The organism is Streptomyces sp. NPDC021012 (assembly GCF_044333355.1).
Classification (GTDB): domain Bacteria; phylum Actinomycetota; class Actinomycetes; order Streptomycetales; family Streptomycetaceae; genus Streptomyces.
In genome coordinates this window covers 553,568-576,188 of sequence record NZ_JBIRQU010000003.1, presented here as the reverse complement: position 1 = coordinate 576,188, position 22,621 = coordinate 553,568, and the positions used below count along the sequence as shown (strand labels likewise).

Here is a 22,621-nt window from a genome sequence, read left to right as displayed (position 1 = left end):
CACCTTCACCGTCGGAGACCGTCGGAGCTTCAGACCGAGGACAGGTCGATCCGGAACATGCCGCGCCCGTGGGTCACGCAGACCAGGGTCTCGTCCATCCAGAACAGGTCGTCGACCGAGCAGTTGGTCGGGCCCTCGTTCGTCGGCGACCAGGTCGTCCCGGCGTCCTCGCTCGCGAACAGGCCGACCTCGGTGCCGCTGTACAGGAACGTGTGGCGCCGCGGGTGCACGGCGAGCGCCCGTACGGGAGCGGCGGGGAGGGTGGGCGAGAGGTCGGTCCACCGCACGCCGCCGTCGGTCGTCACCCACAGGTTGCCGGGCTCGAAGCCGCCGAAGGCGACGTACGCGGTCTTCACGTCCGTCGGGTGGGCGGTGATGCTCGTGCAGTACCGCTGGGGACGCAGCGGATTCGGGCCGATCACCCCGACCCGGTCCCAGGTCGGTGTCACCGCCGTGCCGTCGGTGGTGTGGAAGAGCATGCCGTTGCGGTGGCCCACCCAGACCACGTCGGAGTCGGCCGGGGCCACGGCGAGCGCGCTGATCAGGGATCCCGCGCTGGGTTTGATCGACTGCCAGCTGGGGCCTGAGGTCGGGGTGTTCCGCGCCTTCGCGTCGTTCGTCCGCCACAGCGAGAGCCCGCCGGCGAGGAGCCGCTGCGGGGCGTTCGGGTCCATGACGAAGGGCGCGATGAACAGCGCCTGGTGGTTCTTGGCGTCGGGGATCCGGTACGGCAGCGGCTTCCAGTCCCAGCCGGGGATCGCGGGGTTCCAGAACTGGCCGCTGATGTAGCGGTCCGGATCGTCGGTGGCGCCGCCGTCGTCGTTGCGGTGGATGTTCAGGAAGACGTACTCGCCGTAGAGGACGGCGGGGTCGGTCGGGTCGCAGGCGCACCAGCCGCCGTCACCGCCCTGGAACTCCCTCCACCCCTCGGTGCCGGTCGCGGGGTCGAAGACGAGCGTGCCGTTGTCCTGCGCACCGCCGATGACCTTTCCGCTGGCGGTGCTGCCGGCTCCGGCGTAGAACTGCGTGACGCCGTAGTTGTTGTCCAGCTCGGTCCAGCCGTCGACGAACGGCGCCTTCGGCTCCGTCCCCACCACCGCGAGGTCCGCCGCCTTGAACACCCCGCCGTCGTTGCCGAAGAGCACCGTCCTGTGGTGCGCCCCGTCGTAGGAGGGGTGCGAGACGATGGCGTGCTGGTCGGCATGGGCCGAGGCCGGGTCCCACCAGGTGCTGATCTCGGCCAGGTGGTCGCCGCCGTCCGTACTGCGCCACAGGTTGACGCCGCCGGTGACGATCAGGTTCGCGTCCGTGGGGTCCCCGGCCCAGATCGCGTTGCTGTACCAGCCCTGGTCGCCCAGGTAGTGGGCCACCTGGCCGCTCGGGTCCTGCGTCTTCCTGATCTTGTACGTGCTGCCGCCGTCGGTGGACCGCCAGATGCGGCCGGTCTGCGCCTGCACCGAGGCGTAGACGACCGTCGGGTCCTTCACCGCGTAGGCGAGTTCGACCCGGCCCGACCACGGGCCGTGCGTCGCGGCCTGCCAGGTGAGGCCGCCGTCGGCGCTCACCCAGGCCTCGCCCGCGTTGAGCGCCCCGGCGACCGCCCGGTTGTCGTCGGCCGGGTCGAACAGCACCTGGCCGAGCGGGACGCCCAGGACCTGCGTCCAGGTCGCCCGTGCCGGGTCGGAGCTGCGGAACAGTCCGGTGCCGGTGGCCGCGAGGACCACGGCGCCCGAGGAGGAGACCGCGATCCGGGTCACGCCCCGGAAGTCCGCGGTCTGCGTCGCCGGCAGGGGCGCCCAGGTGGTGGCGTCGGTGGTGCGGAAGATGCCGTTGCCACGGAGGGCGTCGACGTTCGAGAAGCCCTCGCCGGTGCCCACGTAGATCGTCGACGGGTTCGAGGGGTCCATCGCCAGGCATCCGCAGGCGAGGTTGCCGAGGAAGTCGTCCACGGGGTCCCACTTCGCGCCGCCGTTGCGGGTGATCCACACGCCGCCGCCCGCGCTCGCGACCCACATCTTGTTCGGATGGCCCGGGTCGACCACGATGCCCCGGGTCCGGCCGCCGATGTTCCCGGGTCCGAGCCACTCCCACTGGGTGAGCGTCATCCCCGCCGTCGGCGCCGGCCGGCCCGCCCGCGCGCCGCGGTGGTGCCCGGTCGGCACGCCGGCCGTCTGGGCGGCCGGGGAGGTGCTCCGCACCAGGGAGCGCATCCGGGCACGCGCCGCGCCCTGGGCCTGCGGCGGCACCGTACCGTCGTCGCCGCGTTCCTGTTCGTACCGGAACAGCACCCGCGCGTTGGGCAGGTCGGGGTAGTCGAGGCGGCGCAGTGCCCGGCGCACCGCCGTGACGGGAAGGCCGTCGAGTGTCTCGTTCGTGGCGCCCCGGCTCCGGCGGAGCAGGCGCACCTGCTCGACGCTGATGTCCTTGGCCTGGGCGAGCTGTTCGTCCGAGAGGGTCATGATGCACCTCTGAGTACGAGGCAATCCTGTGCGTTCGGATGGTGGCGGGTCGTTCGGATGGTGGCGGGCGGAGGGGGTACGGCGGAGGGTCACGGGCGGAGCCTGCGGGGGCGGGTCTCGGCCGTCTCGTCGAGCACCACCTCCCAGACCTTCGAGGCGGTACGCGCGTCCACCGCCCGCAGGACGACGGCGTCCTCGCCGCCGGAGCCGGGGCGCACGGTGAGCTCCACCCGGAGGTCGCCGACCTGCCCGTAGTCCAGTACGTCGGCGGCGAGGGGCGGGTGCGGCGGCGGCACGGTCTCCGCCTCCGTCTCCGTCTCGGCCGCCGTCCCGGTCAGCGGCTCCACCGACGGAGCCGCCACGCCGACCCGCAGGGCGCCGTGCGCCTCACGGGGCTGACTCCCCGCCACATCGGGTCCCGGTGGGGCGCCGCCCCGGTACAGGGCCCGGGCGGTCCACCGGATCACGAGCGGATCCCGCTCCCCCGTGGTGCTCACGGTGAACTCGGGCGAGTCCTGCAGTGCCGGACGAGCCCACTCCGGCAGTGCCAGAGCGGGCGACGTCCAGAGTTCCGTCCCCTCGCCCGCGTCGAGCAGTTCGACTTCGAGCACGGGTGAGACACCGACGTGGAGCGCCACCACGTTTCCGGCCACGATCGCGCAGGGGCGGAGTGCGCGGCCACGACGCCACAGCACCGCGCCGGTCTTCAGATCCAGCGCGATGAGGGTGCCCTGGCGGTCGTGGACGACGGCCCGTCCGGCGGACGCGTCGGCCACACCGCGGGGGATCCTGGGCATCCGGCCCCCGATCACCGGTCTTCTGGTGGGGTGGGACAGCTGCTGCGGACACGCCCCGGTCGCGATGCGGAGCTCATTCACCATTCTCTCCGGCCTCCCCGGGGGCGGCAACCGGGGCGGGCCCGCCGTGCCCTGACCGTCCGGCGCCCCTGCCGCCGTTCCGGAGCCGTACGGCGAGGACGGCCGCGGAGACGGCGAAGAGGCAGGCGGTGATGAGCAGCCACCGTTCCAGGAAGACGCCGGCGGGCAGGCCGGTGGTGCTCGTGTAGTGCCCGACCTGACGGAAGATCAGCGGCCAGTACACGAGCAGCAGCACGCCGGAGACGAAGGCCGGGACCCGGATGTGGTTGACCCCGGTCCGGGGCCCTCCTTCTCCCTTCGCCCGGCGTTTCCCCAGGACCCGTTGGACGGCGAGGTCGGTGACCGCGTACAGGGGCAGGAGGACGAGGTCGTGCAGGAGCGCGGCCCCGACGAACCACAGGGCCACGCCGAGGGGGTCCCCCCGGAGGAGGCGCAGACCGGCGTAGCAGGCCAGGGCGAAGGAGGCGAGGACGAGGAGCAGGTGGAGCGGCGAGGCGCCGTAGCGGCGCCGGAAGGCCGTGGTGACCGCGTGCGTGGAGAGCGTCATGCCGGTTCCCCGAAGGTGAGGCGGGTGACCCATTTGGTGTTGTGGACCCCGGGGGCGCCGGGAACGATCGTCCGGGCCGGGTAGCCGTGGTCGTGGGAGAGGGCGGCGCCGTTGACCCGTACGGCCAGCAGCGAGCGGGGGTCCCGGGCCTGTGCGCCGCTGAGGACGACCGAGCTGAACGAGCCGCCCCGCTGCAGGGATTCGACCAGGACCCGCGGGGTGTGCGCGCCCAGGCCGACGAGCGCGGCCAGGTCGGTGAGGCGGACCCCGCTCCACAGCTGGTCGGGGGTCGACCAGCCCTCCACGCAGGCGATGGGCAGCAGCGCCTCGTTCTGCGGCAGGGCCAGCAGCCGGTCGTAGGTGAGGTCGATCTGGCGGCCCGCGCCCCGTACGGTCAGCCGCCACGCGGGGCCGAGGTCACTGGGCCGGATGCCGACGGAGGCGGCCGTCTTGTTGATCTGGAAACCGTTCGGGCCGGAGCCCGGCTCCTGGCCGTGCGGGGCGAGCAGCGCCGTCTCCCGCAACCGGCCGCCCACGCTCTGCCCCGCGGTCACCAGGAACAGCGCCAGCGAACCGAGACCGACCATGCCCAGTGCGCCCCGCCGGGAGATCGTGGGCGCGGCGGGACGGGGCGACACCAGGCCGGCCGCCTCCTCGCTGTCCGGGGCCGGTGGGCGCGGACCGGCGCGCAGGGCCCGCAGGGTCCGCCTCAGCCGGAGGGCCACGTGGACCGTGAAGGCGCCGATGAACACCCAGGCCCCGTAGAGGTGGAGGGTGTAGAAGGAGCCCGGGAAGATGTAGTGGAGCTGCACGTTGAGGATGCCGGTGGCGAACTCGAAGCCCGCGCCTCCCACCAGCAGGAGCAGGGAGAGCCGCTCGACGGCCTGGGCCGCCGAGCGCACCGGCGGCCAGGCGAAGAGCTTCGGGATCACCGACCACAGCTTCGCCAGGAGCACGGGCACGAGGACGACGCCGAGCGTGACGTGTACGCCCTGGGTGACCCGGTAGAGCCAGTACGGGGAGGTCGGCCAGGAGAAGAGGTGGAAGCCCAGCCACCCCTTGTCCGGGGTCTGGTCGTTGACCGCGGAAAGGTCCGGGTCGTACGCCGTGTACGACAGCAGGCCCGTGACGAACAGGACCGTGATGCCGAAGAGCAGGACGATCCCGAAGACCGCGGTCAGCCAGGGGCCTCGCAGCGGGCTGCGCCAGAACTCCGGCCGGGACGGGCCGCGCGGCGGTCCGTCCGCCCACCCGGAGGCCGGCGCGGACCGCAGACGGGCGAGCCGGGTCGGGCCGCCGCCGTCTTCGGGGCCCGTTTCCGTACTACGTGCCGGGCCGCCGACGTCGTCTTCGGGGCCCGTTCCCGTACTACGTGCCGGGCCGTCGTGGGGGGCGGGTGTCCCGCCGTCGTTCGCGTTCATGGGGACTCTCCGCGGGTTCCGCTTTCCAGGGCTCGCCGGGACTCCCCCGCCGAGCAGGACGTGGCCTTCCGTGGGGACGGCGGGCCGGGACGTCTTCGGGCGACCCGGCCGCACAGGACGGCCAGGGCGGCGACGGCGTACAGGACCGTGCCGGCGTCGGCCCACGTACGGCCGGTCAGATAGGCGGCCGCGCCCGCGACGGCGACGCCCAGCCACTCCCAGCGGCCGTCGAGCGCCACCAGGGCGATCAGGAGGAGGGCGTACCAGGAGTAGCCGGGTGTCGTCAGGAGGAACGCGGTCCCGGTGACCAGGAGGGCGCCGCTCCACGGCCGCCGGGGGTCGCCGCGCCGGATCACGTACAGGCTGACGGCGAGCGCGCCGACGAGCACGGCGGGCAGGGCCCAGGCGTCGGGGAGCAGCAGCCGCAGGAGGGCGTAGCGGTTTCCGGCGGAGGCGTCCTGGTAGCCCTCCTCGTCGGCGTAGCCGCCGAGGTAGCCGAGGACTGAGGAGCGGGAGAGCAGGACGTACGGCACGTAGAGGGCCGCGAGGACCGCGGCGGCGGGGAGCAGGACGGCCGCCGCGTCGCGGGCGCGGCGCACGCCGGAGAGGGCGCCGGGGAGCAGGACGGCCGGCAGGAGTTTGACCGCGACGGCCAGGCCGAGCAGGGCGCCGCCCCCGGCCCGGTGGCGGATCGTCAGACCCAGGGCCGTGACGGACAGCAGGACGGCGAGGACGTCGACGTGGGCGTTGTTGACGGCTTCGACGGGGACGGCGGGGCACCAGGCCCAGAAGGCGGCGGTGCGGGGGTCCCCGTCTCGGCGGAGGATCCGCAGCAGGACCAGCGTGGTGGCCGCGGAGAGGACGGCGCCGCCCGTCTGGAGGGCCTTGTGGCGGACGCCTTCCGGCGAGACGGCGTGGACGAGGAGGAAGTACAGCTCGCCGGCCGGGGGGTAGATCGTGTGGACCAGGGGGCGGTTGATCCGGGTGCAGACGCCCTCGGAGACGCGCGCGAGGCCCGGACCGCCGCACGCGGGCCCGGTGGGGAACAGCCAGCCGTCGCGGTACGGCGCGAGGGCGGCGTCGGCCGGGGCGTGGTCGTAGGGGGAGATGCCCGCCGCCTGCACGCGGCCGTCCCAGGCGTAGCGGTACGCGTCGGTACTGGTGCGGGGCGCGGCGACGAGCCCGGTGGCGGCGACGGCGATCCCGCCGACCAGGACGAGGGCGGCGGTCCGCCGTACGGGCACGCGGCGCAGGGACCGGGCCGCGGCCGCGAACAGGGCCCAGCACGCGGCGTACCACGGGAGCAGGCCCGCCGGGTCCGTGCCGTGGCCGCCCTCGCGGACGGTGAGGACGAGGGCGGCGACCAGTGCGGACAGGAGGACGGCGGTGACGGCGGTCGCCCGGGCCGGGGAGGCGGTCGGCCGGGCCCGGGAGGCGATCGCCCGGCGCTGGGAGGCGGTCGCCCGGCCCTGGGAGGCGGTCGCCCGGCGCATCACGGCGCGGTTCCGGCGGAGGCTGCGCGGCGCGGTGCGACGGGGACGAGTTCGGTGAAGTGCCGGCCGGTCACCGACCAGCTGCGGACGGCCCGCCAGCCGGTGGCCTCGGCGTGGCGCAGCAGCGCCCCGTGGCCGACCCGGGCCCACGGGAAGGCGGGGCCGAAGGTGCCGCGGCCGTCGTCGAGGCGTACCTCATACCGCTCGTCCACCTCGACGGACGCGGCCTCGGCGAGCAGCCGCCCGCCGGGGGCCAGCAGGCCCGAGGTCCGCTCCAGGAGGGCGGCGGGGTCGCCTCCGATGCCGATGTTGCCGTCCATCAGCAGGGCGGTGTCCCAGCGGTGTTCGCCGGGCAGGGGGTCGAACACGGAGCGGCACAAGGCCGTTCCGCCGCGGCGCACCGTCTGGGACACGGCGGCCGGCGCCACGTCGATGCCGAGGGCGCGCCGGCCGCGTTCGGCGAGTGCCGCGACGAGCCGGCCGGGGCCGCAGCCGATGTCGAGCACGGCCCCGTGGCAGCGGGCCAGGACGCTCTCGTCCGCGGCGTCGGTGCCGGCGCACCAGCGCTGGACGTCCAGGGGCAGCAGCCAGCCGTCCGTCCGGTGCAGGAAGAGGGGGCCCCGGCCGGTGCGCAGGGCCACGGCGTAGGGGTCCGCCCGCCACGCCGGGGAGGACGCGCCGCACGACCGGGGGCTCGCGGAGGCCGTGGCGGTCGTGAGGTCCGTGGAGGCCGTGCCGATCGTGGAGGCCGTGGAGCTCGCGGAGGCTGCGGAAGCCGGGGAAGCCGTGGCGGTCATCGTGCCACCGGGAGGTCCGGCAGGCCCGCGGCGAGTTCCCGGTGGCGCCTCGCGAACCGCCCGGCCGGCGCCAGCGCGGCGACCTCGGCCGCGTCGGCCGCGGTGTCCACGTCCCGCAGCGGGGGCAGCAGCGCCGTGCGGAGCCCGGCCGCGCGCAGCCGCCCGTACTGCGCGGATCCGGTCCCGGGTACGGACATGGGGACGCCGAGCAGCAGGGCCGGGTCCGGCTCCGCCAGGCCCAGGGCCCAGAAACCGCCGTCCGCCGCGGGGCCGAACCAGGCGTCGTACGCGTCGAGGGCGAGCGCGGGCGTGAGGAGTTCCGGGGTGACCTGCGGGGTGTCCATGCCGATCAGCAGCGCGGGCCCGGTACAGCCGGCGAACGCGGCCGCGAGCCGCTCGTCGAGGCCGCCGCCGGACTGGGGCACGACCTCGAAACCGGCGGGCAGCCACGGGCCCGGGGCTCCGTCCAGGACCAGGACGTGCCGGTCGGCGGGGGTGGCCGCCGCGGCGGCCAGGGTGTCGGCGAGGGCGGCCTCGGCCAGGGCCGCCGCCTCCCCGGGCGTGAAGGGCGGGCAGAGCCGGGTCTTGACCCGGCCGGGGACTGGTTCCTTGGCGATCACGAGCAGGCTGGTCACCGCGCACCCCCGGGAGCGGGGGCGGGGGCGGGAGCGTACGAGGGCTCCGCGAGCACGGCACGCATGTCGCGGACCGCGTGCCAGGTGCCCCGCCAGGTGCCGGTGACCTTGGACTTCCCGGTCCTCGGCCGGTACGGCACGTCCTCCTCCCGCACCCGCCAGCCCGCGTCCGCGGCCCGGACGACCATCTGCAGCGGGTAGCCGGACCGCCGGTCGGTCAGCTCCAGGCCCAGCAGCGCCTCCCGGCGCATCGCCCGCAGGGGGCCGAGGTCGTGCAGCCGCAGCCCGGTGCGGCGGCGCAGCATCCGGGACAGCGCGGCGTTCCCGGCGCGGGCGTGCACCGGCCAGGCGCCCCGGCCCTGCGGCCGGCGCCGTCCCAGCACCAGGTCGGCCTCCCCGGCCGCGACGGCGCGGACGAAGCCGGTCAGCAGGCCGGGGTCGAGGGAGGCGTCGCAGTCGCTGAAGCAGACGTACTCGGCGTCGGAGGCCATCGCCCCGGCGTGGCACGCGGCCCCGAAGCCGCGCCGGGACTCGGCCACGACGGTGGCCCCGAGGGAGCGGGCGAGCTCGGCGGACCCGTCGGTGGACCCGTTGTCCACGACCAGGGCCCGCCAGCCGGCGGGGACGCGGGCGAGGACCCAGGGCAGGGCCTCGGCCTCGTTCAGACAGGGAAGGACGACGTCCACGGTGTGTTCGGTCACGACTGCCACCGTAGGAACTCCCGCCGGACATAGCGGACATCGACTCCTTACGAAACGCGGACGTCGGCCGGATGGGGCCGTACGGGTGCGGACGGCGGGGGCCGGGTGGTGCGAGGCTTGCCGCCATGAGCACGCCCCCGCCCACGCCGCCCGCCCGGCTCCTCGTCGTCGACGACGACCCGACCGTCGCCGAGGTCGTCACCGGTTACCTCCGCCGGGCCGGCCACGGCGTCGAGCACGCCGCCGACGGGCCCTCCGCTCTCGAATCCGCCGCCCGGTACGAGCCCGACCTCGTCGTCCTCGATCTGATGCTGCCCGGCATCGACGGTCTGGAGGTGTGCCGCAGGCTGCGCGCCGAACGCCCCGTCCCGGTGGTCATGCTGACGGCGCGCGGGGCCGAGGAGGACCGGATCGCGGGCCTCGAACTGGGTGCGGACGACTACGTCACCAAGCCCTTCAGCCCGCGCGAGCTGGTCCTCCGCGTCGAGTCCGTACTGCGGCGCAGCCGCATCGCGCACCCGGCCGCCGCCACTCCCGCGGTGCTGCGCGCGGCCGGGATCAGCGTGTACCCCGAGACCCGCCGGGCCACCAGGAACGGCCGGGAACTCACCCTCACCCTGCGGGAGTTCGACCTCCTGGCGCACTTCCTCGCCCACCCCGGCCGGGCCCACGGCCGCGAGGAGCTGATGCGGGACGTGTGGGGCTGGGACTTCGGTGACCTGTCGACCGTCACCGTCCACGTGCGCCGCCTGCGCGCCAAGATCGAGGACGACCCGGCCGCTCCCCGCCTCATCCAGACCGTCTGGGGCGTCGGCTACCGCTTCGAACCGACGGGACCGGGGGGACCGGAGGAATCCGAGGGACCGGAGGAATCCGAGGGACCGGAGGAACTGACGGGACCGGCGGGATCGGAGGGCATCGGATGAAGGACGTCCTGCTGATCGCGGCCTTCGCCCTGGGCGGTGCGGCCTGCGCCGGCGTGCTCGGGGCGGTGGCGCTGCGTCTGCTGCGGCACCGGTCGGTCGCGGTCTCCCTGACCGTCGTCGCCGCGGTCACCGTCACCGCGATGCTGGCCGGCACGCTCGCCGTCGCCTGGGCGATGTTCCTGTCCCCGCACGACCTGACCGTCGTCACGCTGGTGGCCGCGATGGCCGCCGTGGTCTCGCTCGCCACCGCGCTCGCGCTCGGACGGTGGGTCGTGGCCCGCGGCCGCGACCTCGTCCGCGCGGCCCGGGACTTCGGCGAGGGCGGCAGCTTCGCCGCGCCGTCCGCCCGGCCCACCGCGGAGCTGGCCGCCGTCACCCGCGAACTCGCCGCCACCAGCGCCCGGCTCGCCGCCTCCCGGGAGCGCGAGCGGGCCCTGGAGGCCTCCCGGCGCGAGCTCGTCGCCTGGATCTCCCACGACCTGCGCACCCCGCTCGCCGGGCTGCGGGCCATGGCCGAGGCCCTGGAGGACGGCGTGGCCGCCGACCCGGCCCGCTACCACCGGCGGATCCGCACCGAGGTCGAACGCCTCGACGCCATGGTCGGCGACCTCTTCGAGCTCTCCCGCATCCACGCCGGCGCCCTCGAACTGACCCCCTGCCGCCTCTCCCTCCAGGACCTGGCGGCCGACGCCCTGCTCGGCGCGGACCCGCTGGCCCGCGAGCGCGGGGTGCGGCTGCGCGGCGACGGCGTCGTCCACGTGCCGGTCGAGGTGGACGGCAAGGAGATGACCCGCGTCCTGGCCAACCTCCTCGTCAACGCCATCCGCCACACCCCCGCCGACGGCACCGTCGCCGTACGCGTCGACCGGCGCGAGGACACCGCCGTCCTCTCCGTCACCGACGGCTGCGGCGGCATCCCCGAGGAGGACCTGCCGAAGGTCTTCGACACCGGCTGGCGCGGCAACCCCGCCCGCACGCCTCCCTCCGGCGCGGGCCTCGGTCTCGCGATCGTACGGGGCATCGTCGAGGCCCACGCGGGACGGGCCCGCGTGGACAACGTGCCCGGCGGCTGCCGTTTCGAAGTGACCCTGCCGCTCGCGGTCACGGACGCCTGACCGGCACCGGTACGCGGTCGGCTACCGGATCGGCTCCTCGGCCGGCTACCCCATCCCGGCCGAGGCCCGCTGTCCGGCGCGGGCGAACTCGGCCATCCCCTCGGCGAAACCGACCTCGGGACGCCAGCCCAGCTCGCGCCGCAGCCGGGACGAGTCCGCGGTGATGTGCCGGACGTCGCCGAGCCGGAACTCCCCCGTCACCACGGGATCCGGGCCGCCGTGCTCCGCCGCGAGGGCGGCGGCCATCTCCCCGACGGTGTGCGGTTCGCCGCTGCCCACGTTGTACGCCCTGTGGCCGCCCGGCGGCAGCGTCTCCACGCCCGCCAGCACGGCCGCGTTGGCCCCGGCGACATCGCGTACGTGGACGAAGTCCCGCCGCTGCGCGCCGTCCTCGAACACCCGGGGCGCCTCGCCCCTGGCCAGCGAGGACCGGAAGAACGAGGCCACGCCCGCGTACGGGGTGTCGCGCGGCATCCCCGGCCCGTACACGTTGTGGTAGCGCAGCGACACGGCCGTGCCCCCGACGGACCGCGCCCAGGCGGCGGCCAGGTGCTCCTGCGCCAGCTTCGTCGTCGCGTAGACGTTCCGCGGATCGGCCGGGGCGTCCTCCCCCACGAGGCCGGGCACGAGCGCGACCCCGCAGCGCGGACAGCGCGGCTCGAACCGGCCGGCCTCCAGCTCCGCCACCGTCCGCGGGCCCGGCCGCACCACCCCGTGCTCACCGCACTCGTAGTGCCCCTCCCCGTACACCACCATCGACCCCGCCTGCACGAACCGGCGCACCCGGGCCTCGGCCATGCCGGCCAGCAGCACCGCCGTCCCCAGGTCGTTGCAGGCGACGTACTCCGGCGCGTCCGCGAAGTCCTTCCCCAGCCCCACCATCGCGGCCTGGTGACAGACGGCGTCCACCCCCCGCAGCGCACCGCGCACCGCCTCCGCGTCCCTGACGTCCCCGCGGACGAACTCGGCGTCCGGCACCTCGGGCGCGTCGGGATGGGCCGCCGGCAGCAACGCGTCGAACACCACCGGCGCGTGTCCCCCGGCCGTCAGCGCGGCCACCACCTGCGAGCCGATGAACCCGGCTCCTCCTGTGACGAGTACTCGCATGCCCCGCACGCTACGGAACCCGGCCCGGCGAGCGCCGTTCCCGCACCGGTCCGTAAGACTTCCGTCATGGACGGCCCCGGCCCGGGCCGGACCGTCGCCCTACTTCAGGTAGCCGAGGACCGCCATCATCCCGGATTCGGCGTGGTACACGTTGTGGCAGTGGACCATCCACAGACCGGGGTTGTCGGCGTCGAAGTCGACGTCGAGCTTCTTGCCCGGCAGCACGATCGAGGTGTCCTTGCGTGCGCCGCCGTCGGCGAGCGCGTAGGTGTGGCCGTGCAGGTGCACGGGGTGCCACATGGTCGTGTCGTTCACGAAGGACAGCCGTACGCGCTCGCCCGAGCGGACGGGGTGGCGCTGGGCGGGGTCGTACTTCTTGCCGTTGAGGGCCCAGTCGTACTTCGTCATCGAGCCGGTCAGGCGGAACTCGATCGTCCGGTCCGGTCGCCCCGAGTCGAGCCGTACGGACTCGGCCGCCTTCAGCAGGCCTCCGTGGACCACCTTCCCGTCGAGCTCCCTCGGGCGTACGGAGGCGGTGGGCGCGGCGCCGCCGCCGGTCCGCAGGACGGCGAGGGCGGTACGGGCCTTGCCCTCGGCGAGCGCGGTCAGCGGGAACGTTCCGTTCCCGACGGTGACGAGCGCGTCGAGGCGCTCGCCCATGCCGAGCAGCAGCGCGTCGGCCCGCGTGTGCTCGACGGGGAAGCCGTCGGTGTGCGTGACGGTCAACCGGTGGCCGCCGAGGGCGACCCGGAAGGCGGTGTCGCCGCCGGCGTTGATGATCCGGAGCCTGATCCGGTCGCCGGGCTTCGCGGCGAAGGTCTGCGGCTCGTCGGGCGTGCGGCCGTTGATCAGGTAGTGCGGGTACCCGACGTCTCCGGCGTCACCGCCGAGCAGGTCGCTGCCGGCTCCCATGAGCATCCGGGAGGGCCCGGCCGGCTTCGGGGACGGCGACTTCCTCGCGGTCATCGACATGTTCGACATGTCGTGCCCCTCCATGCTCCCGGACCCGGATCCGGAGCCCCCGTGGTCCATGCCCGCCATGCCGCCCATGCCCCTGCTCAGCTCGGCGAGCACCGCGTCGGGGGTGGAGCCGTCGACGCCGTCGACCCAGTCGTCGAGGACGATCACCCACTCCTTGTCGTACGCCAGGGGCTCCTTGGGGTCCTCGACGACGAGCGGGGCGTACAGGCCTCGGTCCTGCTGCACTCCGGAGTGCGGGTGGAACCAGTACGTACCGGGGTGGGAGACGGTGAAGCGGTACTCGAAGGAACCGCCGGGCCTGATGTCGCGCTGGGTGAGACCGGGGACTCCGTCCATGTCGTTGCGCAGCGCGAGCCCGTGCCAGTGGACGCTGGTGGCGACGGGAAGGTTGTTGGCGAGGGTGAGGGCGAGGGTGTCGCCGGCGGTGACCCGCACCTCCTTGCCGGGGAGCTCGTCCCCGTACGCCCAGGAGCGGACCGTGCGTCCGCCGCCGAGGTCGAGCGGGGTCTCGACGGCGGTGAGCTTGAACCTGCGGTCCGGTCCGGGCCCGCGGAGGGCTTCGGCCGCGCCGACCTCCTTGCTGCCGGGGCCGATGTAGTCGGCGGCCGGCGACGTGCCGGCCCCGCCGGAGGAGTGGTCCATGCCGCTCGTGGAACCGGAGCAGGCGGTGAGCAGGCCGGTGCCGGCGGCGGCGAGGCCGGCACCGAGGACGGTACGACGGGTGGGTCGGGACATGGCTGTGGAACCTCTTGGCGTGGTCGTCGCGTGGACATGGCGGCGGTCCGCTCCGGGCGTGGAGCGGTCGGTCCGCCTATACGCGCAACGACGAGAGGCGTGTCAGGAGAGACCCGGGCGACCCGGGCGGCGGGATCGCGCGGAGGGCGTGGGCGAGCCGCGTCGCCCACGGCGCGGCGGTTCGCCGACGTCGGTGCACGAGCGCACCGCGGACCGCCAGCAGGATCCCGACCCCCGCGCCGAGCACCGCCAGACACACGGCCCCGACACCGGCCCCGTGCGCGGGAGCCGGGGCCCTCGCGTGGTCCGCGTCGGCGGCCACGTGCTCCCTCGCGGCGGCCATGTGCCCACCGGAGACGTGCGCGACGGCCGTCCGCCCGCCGGGGACGTGCGCGGCGTCCGCATGCTCGCCGGGGTGGCCGAGGGCGTGCATGAGCACGATCCCGACGAGCAGCGCGGTGGCGAGCACGAACCGGCCCCACCACGTCGCCGCCCTCGGGCGCCTCTTCACCTCGGATTCCACCCGTCCATCATACGGAGAGGGGGTATGCCGAACGGGGAACTCGTCCCGCGGGGGCTCGAACTGAGGGCGCGCCACCCCTCTCTCCCGCGGGACGGCGCGCACGCGTGGTGCCGGAAACGAGTCAGGGGCCGTTTCAGATTGCTCTGAAACGGCCCCTGATCTGCGACTCTTTCGAGTCGGGACGACAGGATTTGAACCTGCGACCCCTTGACCCCCAGTCAAGTGCGCTACCAAGCTGCGCCACGTCCCGGTGCTCGTCTCCGCGGTGTTTCTCCCGCGTCGCCGTGCAGGGAAAACATTACCTCACTCCGGAGGGTGGAATGACGCACGGGCCGTCACCGCGTCCGAGGTGAGGAGGTCGGCGCCGCAGGTGGTGGCCAGGGCGATGGCTTCGGCGAAGGCCTCGGCGGAGTCGGTGGCGTGGGCGAGGTCGAGGCGGGCGAGGGCCTCCTCGTAGCGGGAGGGCGAGGCGGCGAGGTGCTCGACGGCCCGTTCGAGGAGGCGGCGGGCCTCGGGCGGGTCGGCGAAGAGGGCGAGGCAGCGGAGGGCTTCGCCGAGGGCGGTGTGGGTGCCGAGGCGTTCCGCGTGGGTGTGGGCCTCGCGGGCGATCCGGGCCGCGCGGTCCGGGTCGGTGGGCGCGAGGGCGCGGGCGAGGTCGAGCGGCCAGGGGCCCAGACGATGTGGTGGCGGCCGCGGACGGTGAGGGCCTCGGCGGCGCCCTCCAGGGTGGCCACGGCCTCCTCGACGCGGCCTTCGGCGAGCAGCAGCCGGCCGAGGGCGCTGGGGCCGTCGGGGAGCACGATCGCGCCGGGCCAGGGCGGTCCGAAGGAGTACCGGTCGGCGACGGCGCGCGCCTCGGCGGTACGGCCCCGGGCGACGAGGGTGTCGACGAGGAGGCAGGCGGTGTCCCAGTGGACGGGCAGCCCGTTGCCGACCTGGTCGGCGAGGCGGAGCCCCTTCTCCAGGTGGTGCTGGGCGCGGAGCAGGCTGCCGCGGCGCCGGTGGACCAGGCCCAGGAGGGTGTGGCCGAAGGCGAGGTGGGCGCCGCTCCAGCCGGAGATCTCGAAGGCGCGGACCGCCTCGGTGAAGAGGGCCTCGGCCCGGTCGGGACGGTCCGAGAAGGCGTACGCGATGCCGGTGAAGGCCGGGATCTCGAAGCCCCAGACGGGGTCGGTCCAGCCGAGGCCCCGGGCGGGTGCGCCGTCGACGAGGGAGAGGTCGCAGAGCCGTACGACCTCGGAGGCGGGTTCGCCGCGCATGGTCGCGTCGAAGCTGCGGACGGTGATGAGGGCCCGCTCGGAGTTGTCGGCGCCGGTGAGGCCGGCGGTGAGCTCGGCGAGGCGGCGGGAGCGGTCCGGGCCGTCCACCTCGGAGGCCTGGAACCCCTCGTAGATGAAGTGTGCGGCCTGGAGCCGCCGTCGGCCGGTGCCGGGCGGGGTGCGGGCGTACTCGACGGCGGCGGCCCGCGCGGCCTCCTGGAGCTGGTTGTTGTGGGCGAGGGCCTGGACGAGCCGGTAGGTCGCGTCGATGCGCAGTTCGTCGTCGAGGCCGGGGAGGTCGAGTGCGGAGCGCAGGTGGCGGACGGTGGCGGCGGGCGCGGTGAGCAGGGAGGCGCAGCCGAGCTCGTACAGGACCCTGGCGTACGTGTCGGGGCCGGGCGGTTCGGCGAGGGCCCGCTCCAGGCAGCGGCGGGCCGCGTCGGGGGCTCCGACGGCGAGGTGTTCGACGGCGGCGGCGCGCAGTCCGCTCACGACGTCCTGGTCGTCGTCGGGGTGGACTTCGAGGAGGTGGCGGGAGACGGCGGCCGGTCCGTGGCCCGCCTGGGTGAGGGCCCAGGCGGCGCGTCCGTGCATGGCGGTCCGCAGGCCCGAGGGCACGGAGCCGTACACGGCGGTGGCGATGAGCGGGTGGGTGAACTCCAGCGGCGGGACGGGCACGAGGGCGAGTCCGCCCCGCCCGGTCCCGGGCGGGGCGGTCACGATCCCGGCGGCCCGGAGGCGTTCGGTGTCCTCGGCGACCTGCTGGGGGCGCATGCCGGTGACGGCGGCGAGGAGTTCCGGGGTGCTGTCGGGGCCGAGGACCGCCGTCGCCCAGGCGACGCGGGTCGGGCCGCTGCCCAGTTCCTCCAGGCGGGCGACGAGTCCGCCGCCCCGGGCGCCCGCGCTGAGGTCGCGGAGGAGGCCCACGGAGCCCGCGACGGGTTCGAGCATCCGGTCGCGGGCCTGGTTGAGCAACTCGACGGTCTCGTACGGGTTTCCGGAGGTCACCGTCCACAGCTCGTGGCAGAACGGCTCGTCCGCGTGGCTGCCGAGCACGTCCCGGGCGAGTTCGGCGGTGGCCGTGGAGGTGAGGGCGTTCAGACCGAGGGTGAGGACGGCCCGGTTCGCCAGCGCGGCGAGCGTCGCGGGCCCGCCGGGGCCCTGCGGTTCCCGTACGAACGGGCGGTGGGCGAGGACGAGGAGGACCGGCAGCCGGTGGCCGCGCCGGGTCCGGGCGAAGGTGTCGAGCCAGGCCAGGGATTCGGCGTCGGCCCAGTGGACGTCGTCCACGAGGAGCACCGGTGGCCGGTCCTTCAGCCGCTCCGCGAGGCGGTCCAGGAGCCGGGCGAGGCCGAGCAGGACACCCTGCGGGTCGGCGGGCGTGTCCGAGGACGGCGGGGCGATGCCGAGGGCCGGGGCGAGCAGGTCGAAGTGGTCGCCGAAGAGCTGCCGCACCTCGTGGGCCTCGAAGCCGTCCAGGGCGGGCTGGAGCAGCTGACGGGTGAGGTGGAAGGGGACGGAGGTCAGGGTCTCGCCGCCCCGCGCGGTGAGGACGGTGCACCGGTCCCGGGCGATGCGGTGCACCTCGGCGAGGAGTGCGGTCTTGCCTATGCCCGGCTCGCCCCGGTAGACGAGTATGCCGCCGCGCGCGGGGCCGCCCGCCGCGGCTCCCGCGACGAGTTCGTCGACGGCGTGGGCGGCCGCGGCGAGCTCCGAGCCGCGTTCGAGCAGGCCGCTCCGCCCGGCGCCGAGGGCACCCGGCGTGAACGGCGTTGTGGGCGACGACTGTTCGGGATCCGTCGGCACCGGTCACTCACTCCCCACACGTACTGTTGGCATGACGCTCCCGGCACCACCCGCACGGACCGGAACAGCCCCGGACGGACGAGCCTAGCGGTCGTGATCGCCCAGGGGGCGACAATGGACGGGTGAACCGGACAACGGGTGACCACGAGGGCGGGCGCGGCAGGGATCGCGACCCGGCGGGGCGTGCCCGCAGCGCCCGGCCGCGCGACGGGCTCGGCCGTCCGCTGCCGTACGGGGCGGAGGGGGTGCCCCGGCAGCCCGAGGGGGTCGTGCGCGGGCCCGGGGAGACCGTGCGCGAGGCGCAGCGGCTCCTGGACGCCGGGATGCCCTTCCACGCGCACGAGGTCTTCGAGGACGCCTGGAAGTCCGGCCCGGAGGCGGAGCGGGACCTGTGGCAGGGGCTCGCCCAGCTGGCCGTCGGCCTGACGCATGCGGCCCGCGGCAACGCGGCGGGCGGGGCCCGGCTGCTGCGCCGGGGTGCCGACCGCCTGGCGGGCGGGCGGCCCGTCCCGGGGGCGTACGGGATCGACGTCGGCGGACTGGTGGCCTGGGCGCGGGAGTTGGCCGACCGCACGGAGGGCGGGGGCCCGGTCGGGGTGGACGCCGCCGCGGAGGCGCCCCGGCTACGCCTCCAGGACGCGCCGCAGGACTGAGGTGTGGCTGACGGCCGGGTCCTTCGCGGCCGTCAGGAGGGTGATGGTCCCGCGGGCGGCGAGGTCGCGGAGCCGGTCGAGTGCCGCGGCGGCCTCCGGGGCGTCGAGTTCGGCCTCGTAGCGGCGGCGGAACTCCTCGTACTCGCCGTCGGGGCCGTGGTACCAGCGGCGGAGTTCGGTGGACGGGGTGAGCGCCTTGGGCCACTCGTCGACGCGGGCGTCCGCCTTGCCGAGGCCGCGCGGCCAGAGCCGGTCGACGAGGACGCGGACCCCGTCGTCGGGTGACGGGTCCTCGTAGACGCGGCGGACGCGGACGGCGGGGGTGCTCGCGGGCATGGCCCCAGGGTGCCGGACGGAGCCGGGACTCACCCCTCGACGCGCAGTGCCGGGAGGAGGACGGCGTCGACGAAGGCGCGCATGGTCGAGGCGTCCGCGAACCGCTCCTCGAAGAGCCGCTCGACGCGGAGCACGCCCATGAAGCAGGGGGCGACGAATCCGATCGCCGGGTTGTCGGCGTCGACCTCGCCGCGCTCGACCGCCCGCGCGACGACGGCTTCGAGGGCCGCGACCTCGGGGGCGATGACGGTCTCGCGGAGGGCGGCGCGCAGGTCGGGGTGCTGGATGTAGGCCTGGGCGACGGCCTCCATGAGCTCGGCGTCCCGCTCGCGCCGGGAGGCGGCGACCCGGGCGGCCTCGCGCAGGTCGCCGGCGAGGGTGCCGGTGTCGATGCCGGCGAAGACGACGCAGCGGCGCCGGGCGAGGGCGGCGGTCACGAGCTGGGCCTTGGTGCCCCACTGCCGGTAGAGCGTGGCCTTGCCGCACTTGGTGCGGGCGGCGACGCCCTCCATGGTCACCGTGTCGTAGCCGCCCTCGCGCAGGAGGCAGAGCACGGCGTCGTAGAGCTCCGTCTCGCGCTCCGGCGTGATCTTGCTGCGACGGGCTGCAGCAGTCGCGGCCTGCGTGGACATCGATGCCTCCCGGAACCCATCCATCTCTGCTCATACGAGGGTAGGGGGTGCGCAATCGAGACGCAAACGTATCGAGACGCTTGCGTCTCGATGAAATCGGATCTAGGCTCACTCCGTTTGTTGCCGATTTGACGGATTAGAGGGCCGCGCGATGGCTGTCGGGATACAGGGGATACGAGGGGGGCACGACCGGGACGAGGACGCGGGGAACGCGTCCGAGCCGGAGCCCGAGCCGTCACCCGTACCCCCGGCCCGGCCCGGGCCGGCGTCCGCGTCCGGGTCCGCGTCCACGTCTGCGTCCGGGTCCGCGCCTGCGTCCGGGTCCGGGTCCGCCAGGCCGCCGCTCCTGCGGGAGCTCCTGCTCGTCACCTCGCTCTTCCTCGTCTACAAGTTCGGCCGGCTCTTCGCCAACGGCCACGAGGCCCGCGCCTTCCGGAACGCCGACCGCGTCTGGGACGCCGAGCGCGCGCTCCACCTGCCGGGCGAGGGAACGATCCAGCAGCTGCTCCTGCACGGCGAACCGCTGATCCGGACGGCGAACACGTACTACGCGGTCGTGCACTTCCCGGCCACCCTCGCCTTCCTCGTCTGGCTGTACTGGCGCCGCCCCGCGCACTACCTGTGGTCGCGCCGGGTCCTCGCCCTCGTCACCGGCGCCGCGCTCGCCCTGCACCTGCTGATGCCGCTCGCCCCGCCCCGGATGCTCGCCGCCTCCGGTCTCGTCGACACGGCCCGCGTCTACGGCCCCTCCGTCTACGGGGCGACGCCGGAGACCGACTCGATGGCGAACCAGTTCGCGGCCATGCCCTCGCTGCACTTCGGCTGGGCCCTGATGGTCGCGATCGGCCTGATCGCCGCCACCCGGTCCCGCTGGCGGGTGCTCTGGCTGCTGCACCCGCTGCTCACCCTGCTCGTCGTCGTCGGCACCGCCAACCACTACTGGTTCGACGCGCTCGCCGCCGCCGTCCTCCTCGGCCTCGCGCTGCTCGCCGTCCGCGCCCCCCGCCGGCGGACGGAACCCCCACCCGTACCCCGCCCGCTCGGTGCGGCACCCCTCCCGGTCGGAGCCCTGCGATGAACCCCGCCGCCGGCACCGCGCTCGCGGTCCTCCTCTCCCTCGTCTCCGCCGCCGGGTACGCGCTCGCCGCCGTCGCCCAGTCCCGGCTCGCCGCCGCCTCCCCCGCCGCCCCCGACGGACGCGGCGCGCTGCGCGCCCTGCTCGCCCGCGGGCAGTGGTGGTGGGCGGTCGGCCTCAACGCCGCCGGAGCCCTCGCCCACGTGGCCGCCCTGCACTACGGGCCGCTGACGCTGGTGCAGCCGCTCGGCGCGCTGACGCTCGTGGCGGCACTGCCGCTGGGCGCGTACTGCGCACGGCGCCGGGTGACCCGTACCGAATGGCGCGGCGCCCTGTGGACCCTCGGCGGGCTCGTCGGGCTCGTCGCCGTGACCGGGCCCACCGCCCCCGGCGAGGCGCTCAGCCTGCGCGAGTCCCTGATCGTCGCCGCGGCGACCGCGTCCCTCATCGCCGTACTGGCCTCCGGGCGGCTGCACGGGCGCGAACGGCGCGGGACCGGCGGCCCGGCCGCGCGCGGACTCGGGCACGCCACGGCCTCCGGGATCGCCTCGGGCGTCGCCTCGGCGCTCACCCAGACGCTGACCGCCGCCCTCGCGCTCGACCTGCCCGGCAGCAAGCCGACCTGGTGGCAGACCGCGCTCCTCGCGGTGCTGATATCCGCCTTCGCCAGCGGTGGCCTGCTGCTGTCCCAGGCCGCCTACCGGGGCGGACTCGCGGCCCCCCTCGCCGTCGTGAACCTCTCCAACCCCGCCGCCGCCGCGGTCATCGGCGTCGCCCTGCTCGGCGAGACCTTCCGGGCCGGCGCCTGGGGCTGGCTGGTAGCGGCCGGCGCGTCGCTGGTCGCGGCACGGGGCGTGATCCTGCTGACGAAGGGCGGGGCGGAGGGGACGGCGGAGGCGCCGGTGACGGCTTCGGCCGGTACGGCCGGAGTCCCGGTGACGGCACAGGTGCCGGTGACGGCTTCCGCCGGTACGGCCGGGGCCCCGGTGACGGCACAGGTGCCGGTGACGACTTCCGCCGGTACGGCCGGGGCCCCGGTGACGGCACAGGTGCCGGTGGCGACTTCCGCCGGTACGGCCGGGGCCCCGGTGACGGCTTCGGCCGGTACGGCCGGGGCCCCGGTGACGATGCAGGTGCCGGTGACGGCTTCGGCCGGTACAGTTCCGGCCCCGGCTCCCGTTCCGGCGTCGGCCCCCCTTCCCGTACGGGCGAGCGGTTCTTCCGGCCCCGTCCGGGAGGCACGGCCGGTACCGGCCCCCCGCCTCCTCGACCTGCCCGATCTCCCCGACCTCTCCGGTCTCCCCGACCTCTCCGCATCGGAGACCGGGCCGGCACCCGCGCCGATCGCGGGCTGAGGGAGCGGGCGCCCCCACCGGGCGCCGTCCCACCGGGCACCGTTCGACCGGGCGCCCCGATCGGCCGGAATCGATCGGCGGGGAAATGCCAGGGGGCGGCCCGGCGTTATGCTCGGCGCGGTTTGCCCGGGTTCCTGCCGCCCGGGCGTCCGCCCGCCTCCCCGGCCGTCGAAGGACCCCCATGACCTCCGCCTCCACCGGTTCGCTGTCCGTCTCCTCCGCCACCCGGCAGGAGTGGGCGCTCGTGCGGTCCTGGGCCGCCGAGGAGGGGTGGAACCCCGGGCTCTCCGACGCTCCGGCGTTCTTCGCCCAGGACCCCGCGGGCTTCTTCCTCGGCCGGGTCGACGGGGAGCCGGTCTCGGCCATCTCCGTCGTCGACTACGACGACTCCTACGCCTTCCTCGGCTTCTACCTCGTCCGCCCCGAACTCCGCGGCCTCGGGTACGGGCTCGCCACCTGGCGCGCCGCGCTCGCCCACGCGGGCGGCCGGAGCGTCGGGCTCGACGGGGTACCGGCGCAGCAGGACAACTACCGGCGCTCCGGCTTCGCGACCGCCTACCGCACCGCCCGGTACGTGGGCGAGGTCCCGGCCCCCGACCGCCCCGTGGCCGGTCTGGTGGCCGCCGAGCGGGTCGACGCGGCCGCGCTCGCCGCGTACGACGGCGCCTGCCACCACGCCGACCGGCCGCGGTTCCTGAACGCCTGGCTGACCACGCCCGGCCACCGGGCGCTCGCCCGCGTCGTCGACGGCCGTCTGACCGGGTACGGGGTGGTTCGTCCCGCGCAGGACGAGGCCCGTGTGGGGCCGCTGTTCGCCGACACCCCGGCGGACGCGGCGGCCCTGCTCGACGGACTCGCCGCCGAGGCGCGGGAGTTCGGCGCGGACCGCGTCGCGGTCGACATGCCGGAGGCCAATCCGGCGGCCGCCCGCCTGGCCCAGGAGCGCGGTCTGGAGCCGACGTTCGAGACGGCCCGGATGTACACGGGCCCGGTCCGCCCGGTGGCCCGGGAGCGCGTCTTCGGCGTCACCACGCTCGAACTCGGCTGAGACCGCAGCCCTTCCCACCCACCCGCGCACCCTCCCCTCACCGCACCCCCACCACCCCGTGAGGGGTGACAAGGGTTTTCCCCGTATCGGGTTCACCCCCCCGTTCCCTACTGTCCTCCGCACCGGCAGATATCATCCC

Annotated in this window: 19 protein-coding genes, 1 tRNA gene and 1 pseudogene; 6 read left to right on the top strand and 15 right to left on the bottom strand. The window is 75.3% G+C overall.

Going from position 1 to position 22,621, the window contains the following annotated elements; all coding sequences use genetic code 11:
• Window positions 1–29: 29 nt before the first annotated feature.
• The 8 genes from ACH4TP_RS12440 to ACH4TP_RS12405 form a co-directional block, all read right to left on the bottom strand.
• Window positions 30–2,459 (bottom strand): WD40/YVTN/BNR-like repeat-containing protein, encoded by a 2,430-nt coding sequence (locus ACH4TP_RS12440; RefSeq protein ID WP_398437409.1) that lies wholly within the window; start codon window positions 2,457–2,459, stop codon window positions 30–32.
• A gap of 89 nt (window positions 2,460–2,548) precedes the next feature.
• Entirely contained in the window at window positions 2,549–3,340 is a 792-nt protein-coding gene (locus ACH4TP_RS12435; RefSeq protein WP_398437407.1) for a PQQ-binding-like beta-propeller repeat protein, read from the bottom strand.
• A complete protein-coding gene (locus tag ACH4TP_RS12430) occupies window positions 3,330–3,884 on the bottom strand; it encodes a hypothetical protein (protein WP_398187456.1) in 555 nt (184 codons plus the stop codon). Before ACH4TP_RS12430 ends, ACH4TP_RS12435 begins: the two co-directional genes overlap by 11 nt.
• A complete protein-coding gene (locus tag ACH4TP_RS12425) occupies window positions 3,881–5,305 on the bottom strand; it encodes a molybdopterin-dependent oxidoreductase (RefSeq protein ID WP_398187453.1) in 1,425 nt (474 codons plus the stop codon). The genes ACH4TP_RS12430 and ACH4TP_RS12425 overlap by 4 nt, the downstream gene beginning before the upstream one ends.
• Window positions 5,302–6,798 (bottom strand): glycosyltransferase 87 family protein, encoded by a 1,497-nt coding sequence (locus tag ACH4TP_RS12420; protein ID WP_398437404.1) that lies wholly within the window; start codon window positions 6,796–6,798, stop codon window positions 5,302–5,304. Before ACH4TP_RS12420 ends, ACH4TP_RS12425 begins: the two co-directional genes overlap by 4 nt.
• Window positions 6,798–7,595 (bottom strand): class I SAM-dependent methyltransferase, encoded by a 798-nt coding sequence (locus ACH4TP_RS12415; protein ID WP_398437402.1) that lies wholly within the window; start codon window positions 7,593–7,595, stop codon window positions 6,798–6,800. Before ACH4TP_RS12415 ends, ACH4TP_RS12420 begins: the two co-directional genes overlap by 1 nt.
• Window positions 7,592–8,230: a DUF2064 domain-containing protein gene (locus tag ACH4TP_RS12410; RefSeq protein ID WP_398187444.1), complete on the bottom strand. Its 639-nt coding sequence runs from the start codon at window positions 8,228–8,230 to the stop codon at window positions 7,592–7,594. The genes ACH4TP_RS12415 and ACH4TP_RS12410 overlap by 4 nt, the downstream gene beginning before the upstream one ends.
• Entirely contained in the window at window positions 8,227–8,931 is a 705-nt protein-coding gene (locus ACH4TP_RS12405) for a glycosyltransferase family 2 protein (protein WP_398437400.1), read from the bottom strand. The genes ACH4TP_RS12410 and ACH4TP_RS12405 overlap by 4 nt, the downstream gene beginning before the upstream one ends.
• A 125-nt stretch (window positions 8,932–9,056) precedes the next feature.
• Between ACH4TP_RS12405 and ACH4TP_RS12400 the strand changes: the two genes are divergently transcribed.
• Window positions 9,057–9,857, top strand: coding sequence for a response regulator transcription factor (locus ACH4TP_RS12400; protein WP_398437398.1), 801 nt, complete (start codon window positions 9,057–9,059; stop codon window positions 9,855–9,857).
• Window positions 9,854–10,972 carry a sensor histidine kinase gene (locus ACH4TP_RS12395; RefSeq protein WP_389231125.1) on the top strand — a complete coding sequence of 373 codons (1,119 nt, stop codon included), beginning with the start codon at window positions 9,854–9,856 and terminating at the stop codon, window positions 10,970–10,972. Before ACH4TP_RS12400 ends, ACH4TP_RS12395 begins: the two co-directional genes overlap by 4 nt.
• A gap of 45 nt (window positions 10,973–11,017) precedes the next feature.
• Here ACH4TP_RS12395 and ACH4TP_RS12390 read toward each other — a convergent pair whose 3' ends face one another.
• The 5 genes and pseudogenes from ACH4TP_RS12390 to ACH4TP_RS12370 form a co-directional block, all read right to left on the bottom strand.
• Entirely contained in the window at window positions 11,018–12,079 is a 1,062-nt protein-coding gene (locus ACH4TP_RS12390; protein WP_398437396.1) for an NAD-dependent epimerase/dehydratase family protein, read from the bottom strand.
• Between the two features lie 99 nt (window positions 12,080–12,178).
• Window positions 12,179–13,795, bottom strand: coding sequence for a multicopper oxidase family protein (locus ACH4TP_RS12385; RefSeq protein WP_398437394.1), 1,617 nt, complete (start codon window positions 13,793–13,795; stop codon window positions 12,179–12,181).
• A gap of 76 nt (window positions 13,796–13,871) precedes the next feature.
• Window positions 13,872–14,318: a hypothetical protein gene (locus ACH4TP_RS12380; protein WP_398437392.1), complete on the bottom strand. Its 447-nt coding sequence runs from the start codon at window positions 14,316–14,318 to the stop codon at window positions 13,872–13,874.
• Between the two features lie 176 nt (window positions 14,319–14,494).
• A tRNA-Pro gene (locus ACH4TP_RS12375) sits at window positions 14,495–14,568 on the bottom strand.
• 53 nt (window positions 14,569–14,621) lie between these two features.
• A pseudogene (locus tag ACH4TP_RS12370) lies at window positions 14,622–17,308 on the bottom strand (ATP-binding protein).
• Window positions 17,309–17,505: 197 nt separating this feature from the next.
• Here ACH4TP_RS12370 and ACH4TP_RS12365 point away from each other — a divergent pair.
• Window positions 17,506–18,036, top strand: a complete 531-nt coding sequence (locus ACH4TP_RS12365; protein ID WP_398437390.1) for a DUF309 domain-containing protein — start codon at window positions 17,506–17,508, stop codon at window positions 18,034–18,036.
• Here the strand turns inward: ACH4TP_RS12365 and ACH4TP_RS12360 are convergent.
• A complete protein-coding gene (locus ACH4TP_RS12360; RefSeq protein ID WP_398187421.1) occupies window positions 18,007–18,372 on the bottom strand; it encodes a DUF488 domain-containing protein in 366 nt (121 codons plus the stop codon). The two genes, ACH4TP_RS12365 and ACH4TP_RS12360, sit on opposite strands and share 30 nt — an antisense overlap.
• Window positions 18,373–18,401: 29 nt before the next feature.
• Window positions 18,402–19,004: a TetR/AcrR family transcriptional regulator gene (locus ACH4TP_RS12355; RefSeq protein WP_398187418.1), complete on the bottom strand. Its 603-nt coding sequence runs from the start codon at window positions 19,002–19,004 to the stop codon at window positions 18,402–18,404.
• 151 nt (window positions 19,005–19,155) lie between these two features.
• On the opposite strand from ACH4TP_RS12355, the gene ACH4TP_RS12350 reads away from it, so the two are divergent.
• From ACH4TP_RS12350 to ACH4TP_RS12340, 3 genes are all read left to right on the top strand, one after another.
• The gene (locus ACH4TP_RS12350) at window positions 19,156–20,082 is read left to right on the top strand and encodes a phosphatase PAP2 family protein (RefSeq protein WP_398437387.1); all 927 of its coding nucleotides are present in this window, start codon (window positions 19,156–19,158) and stop codon (window positions 20,080–20,082) included.
• Window positions 20,079–21,434: a DMT family transporter gene (locus tag ACH4TP_RS12345; protein ID WP_398437385.1), complete on the top strand. Its 1,356-nt coding sequence runs from the start codon at window positions 20,079–20,081 to the stop codon at window positions 21,432–21,434. The genes ACH4TP_RS12350 and ACH4TP_RS12345 overlap by 4 nt, the downstream gene beginning before the upstream one ends.
• A gap of 181 nt (window positions 21,435–21,615) precedes the next feature.
• Entirely contained in the window at window positions 21,616–22,482 is an 867-nt protein-coding gene (locus ACH4TP_RS12340) for a GNAT family N-acetyltransferase (RefSeq protein ID WP_398437383.1), read from the top strand.
• Window positions 22,483–22,621 lie beyond the last annotated feature (139 nt).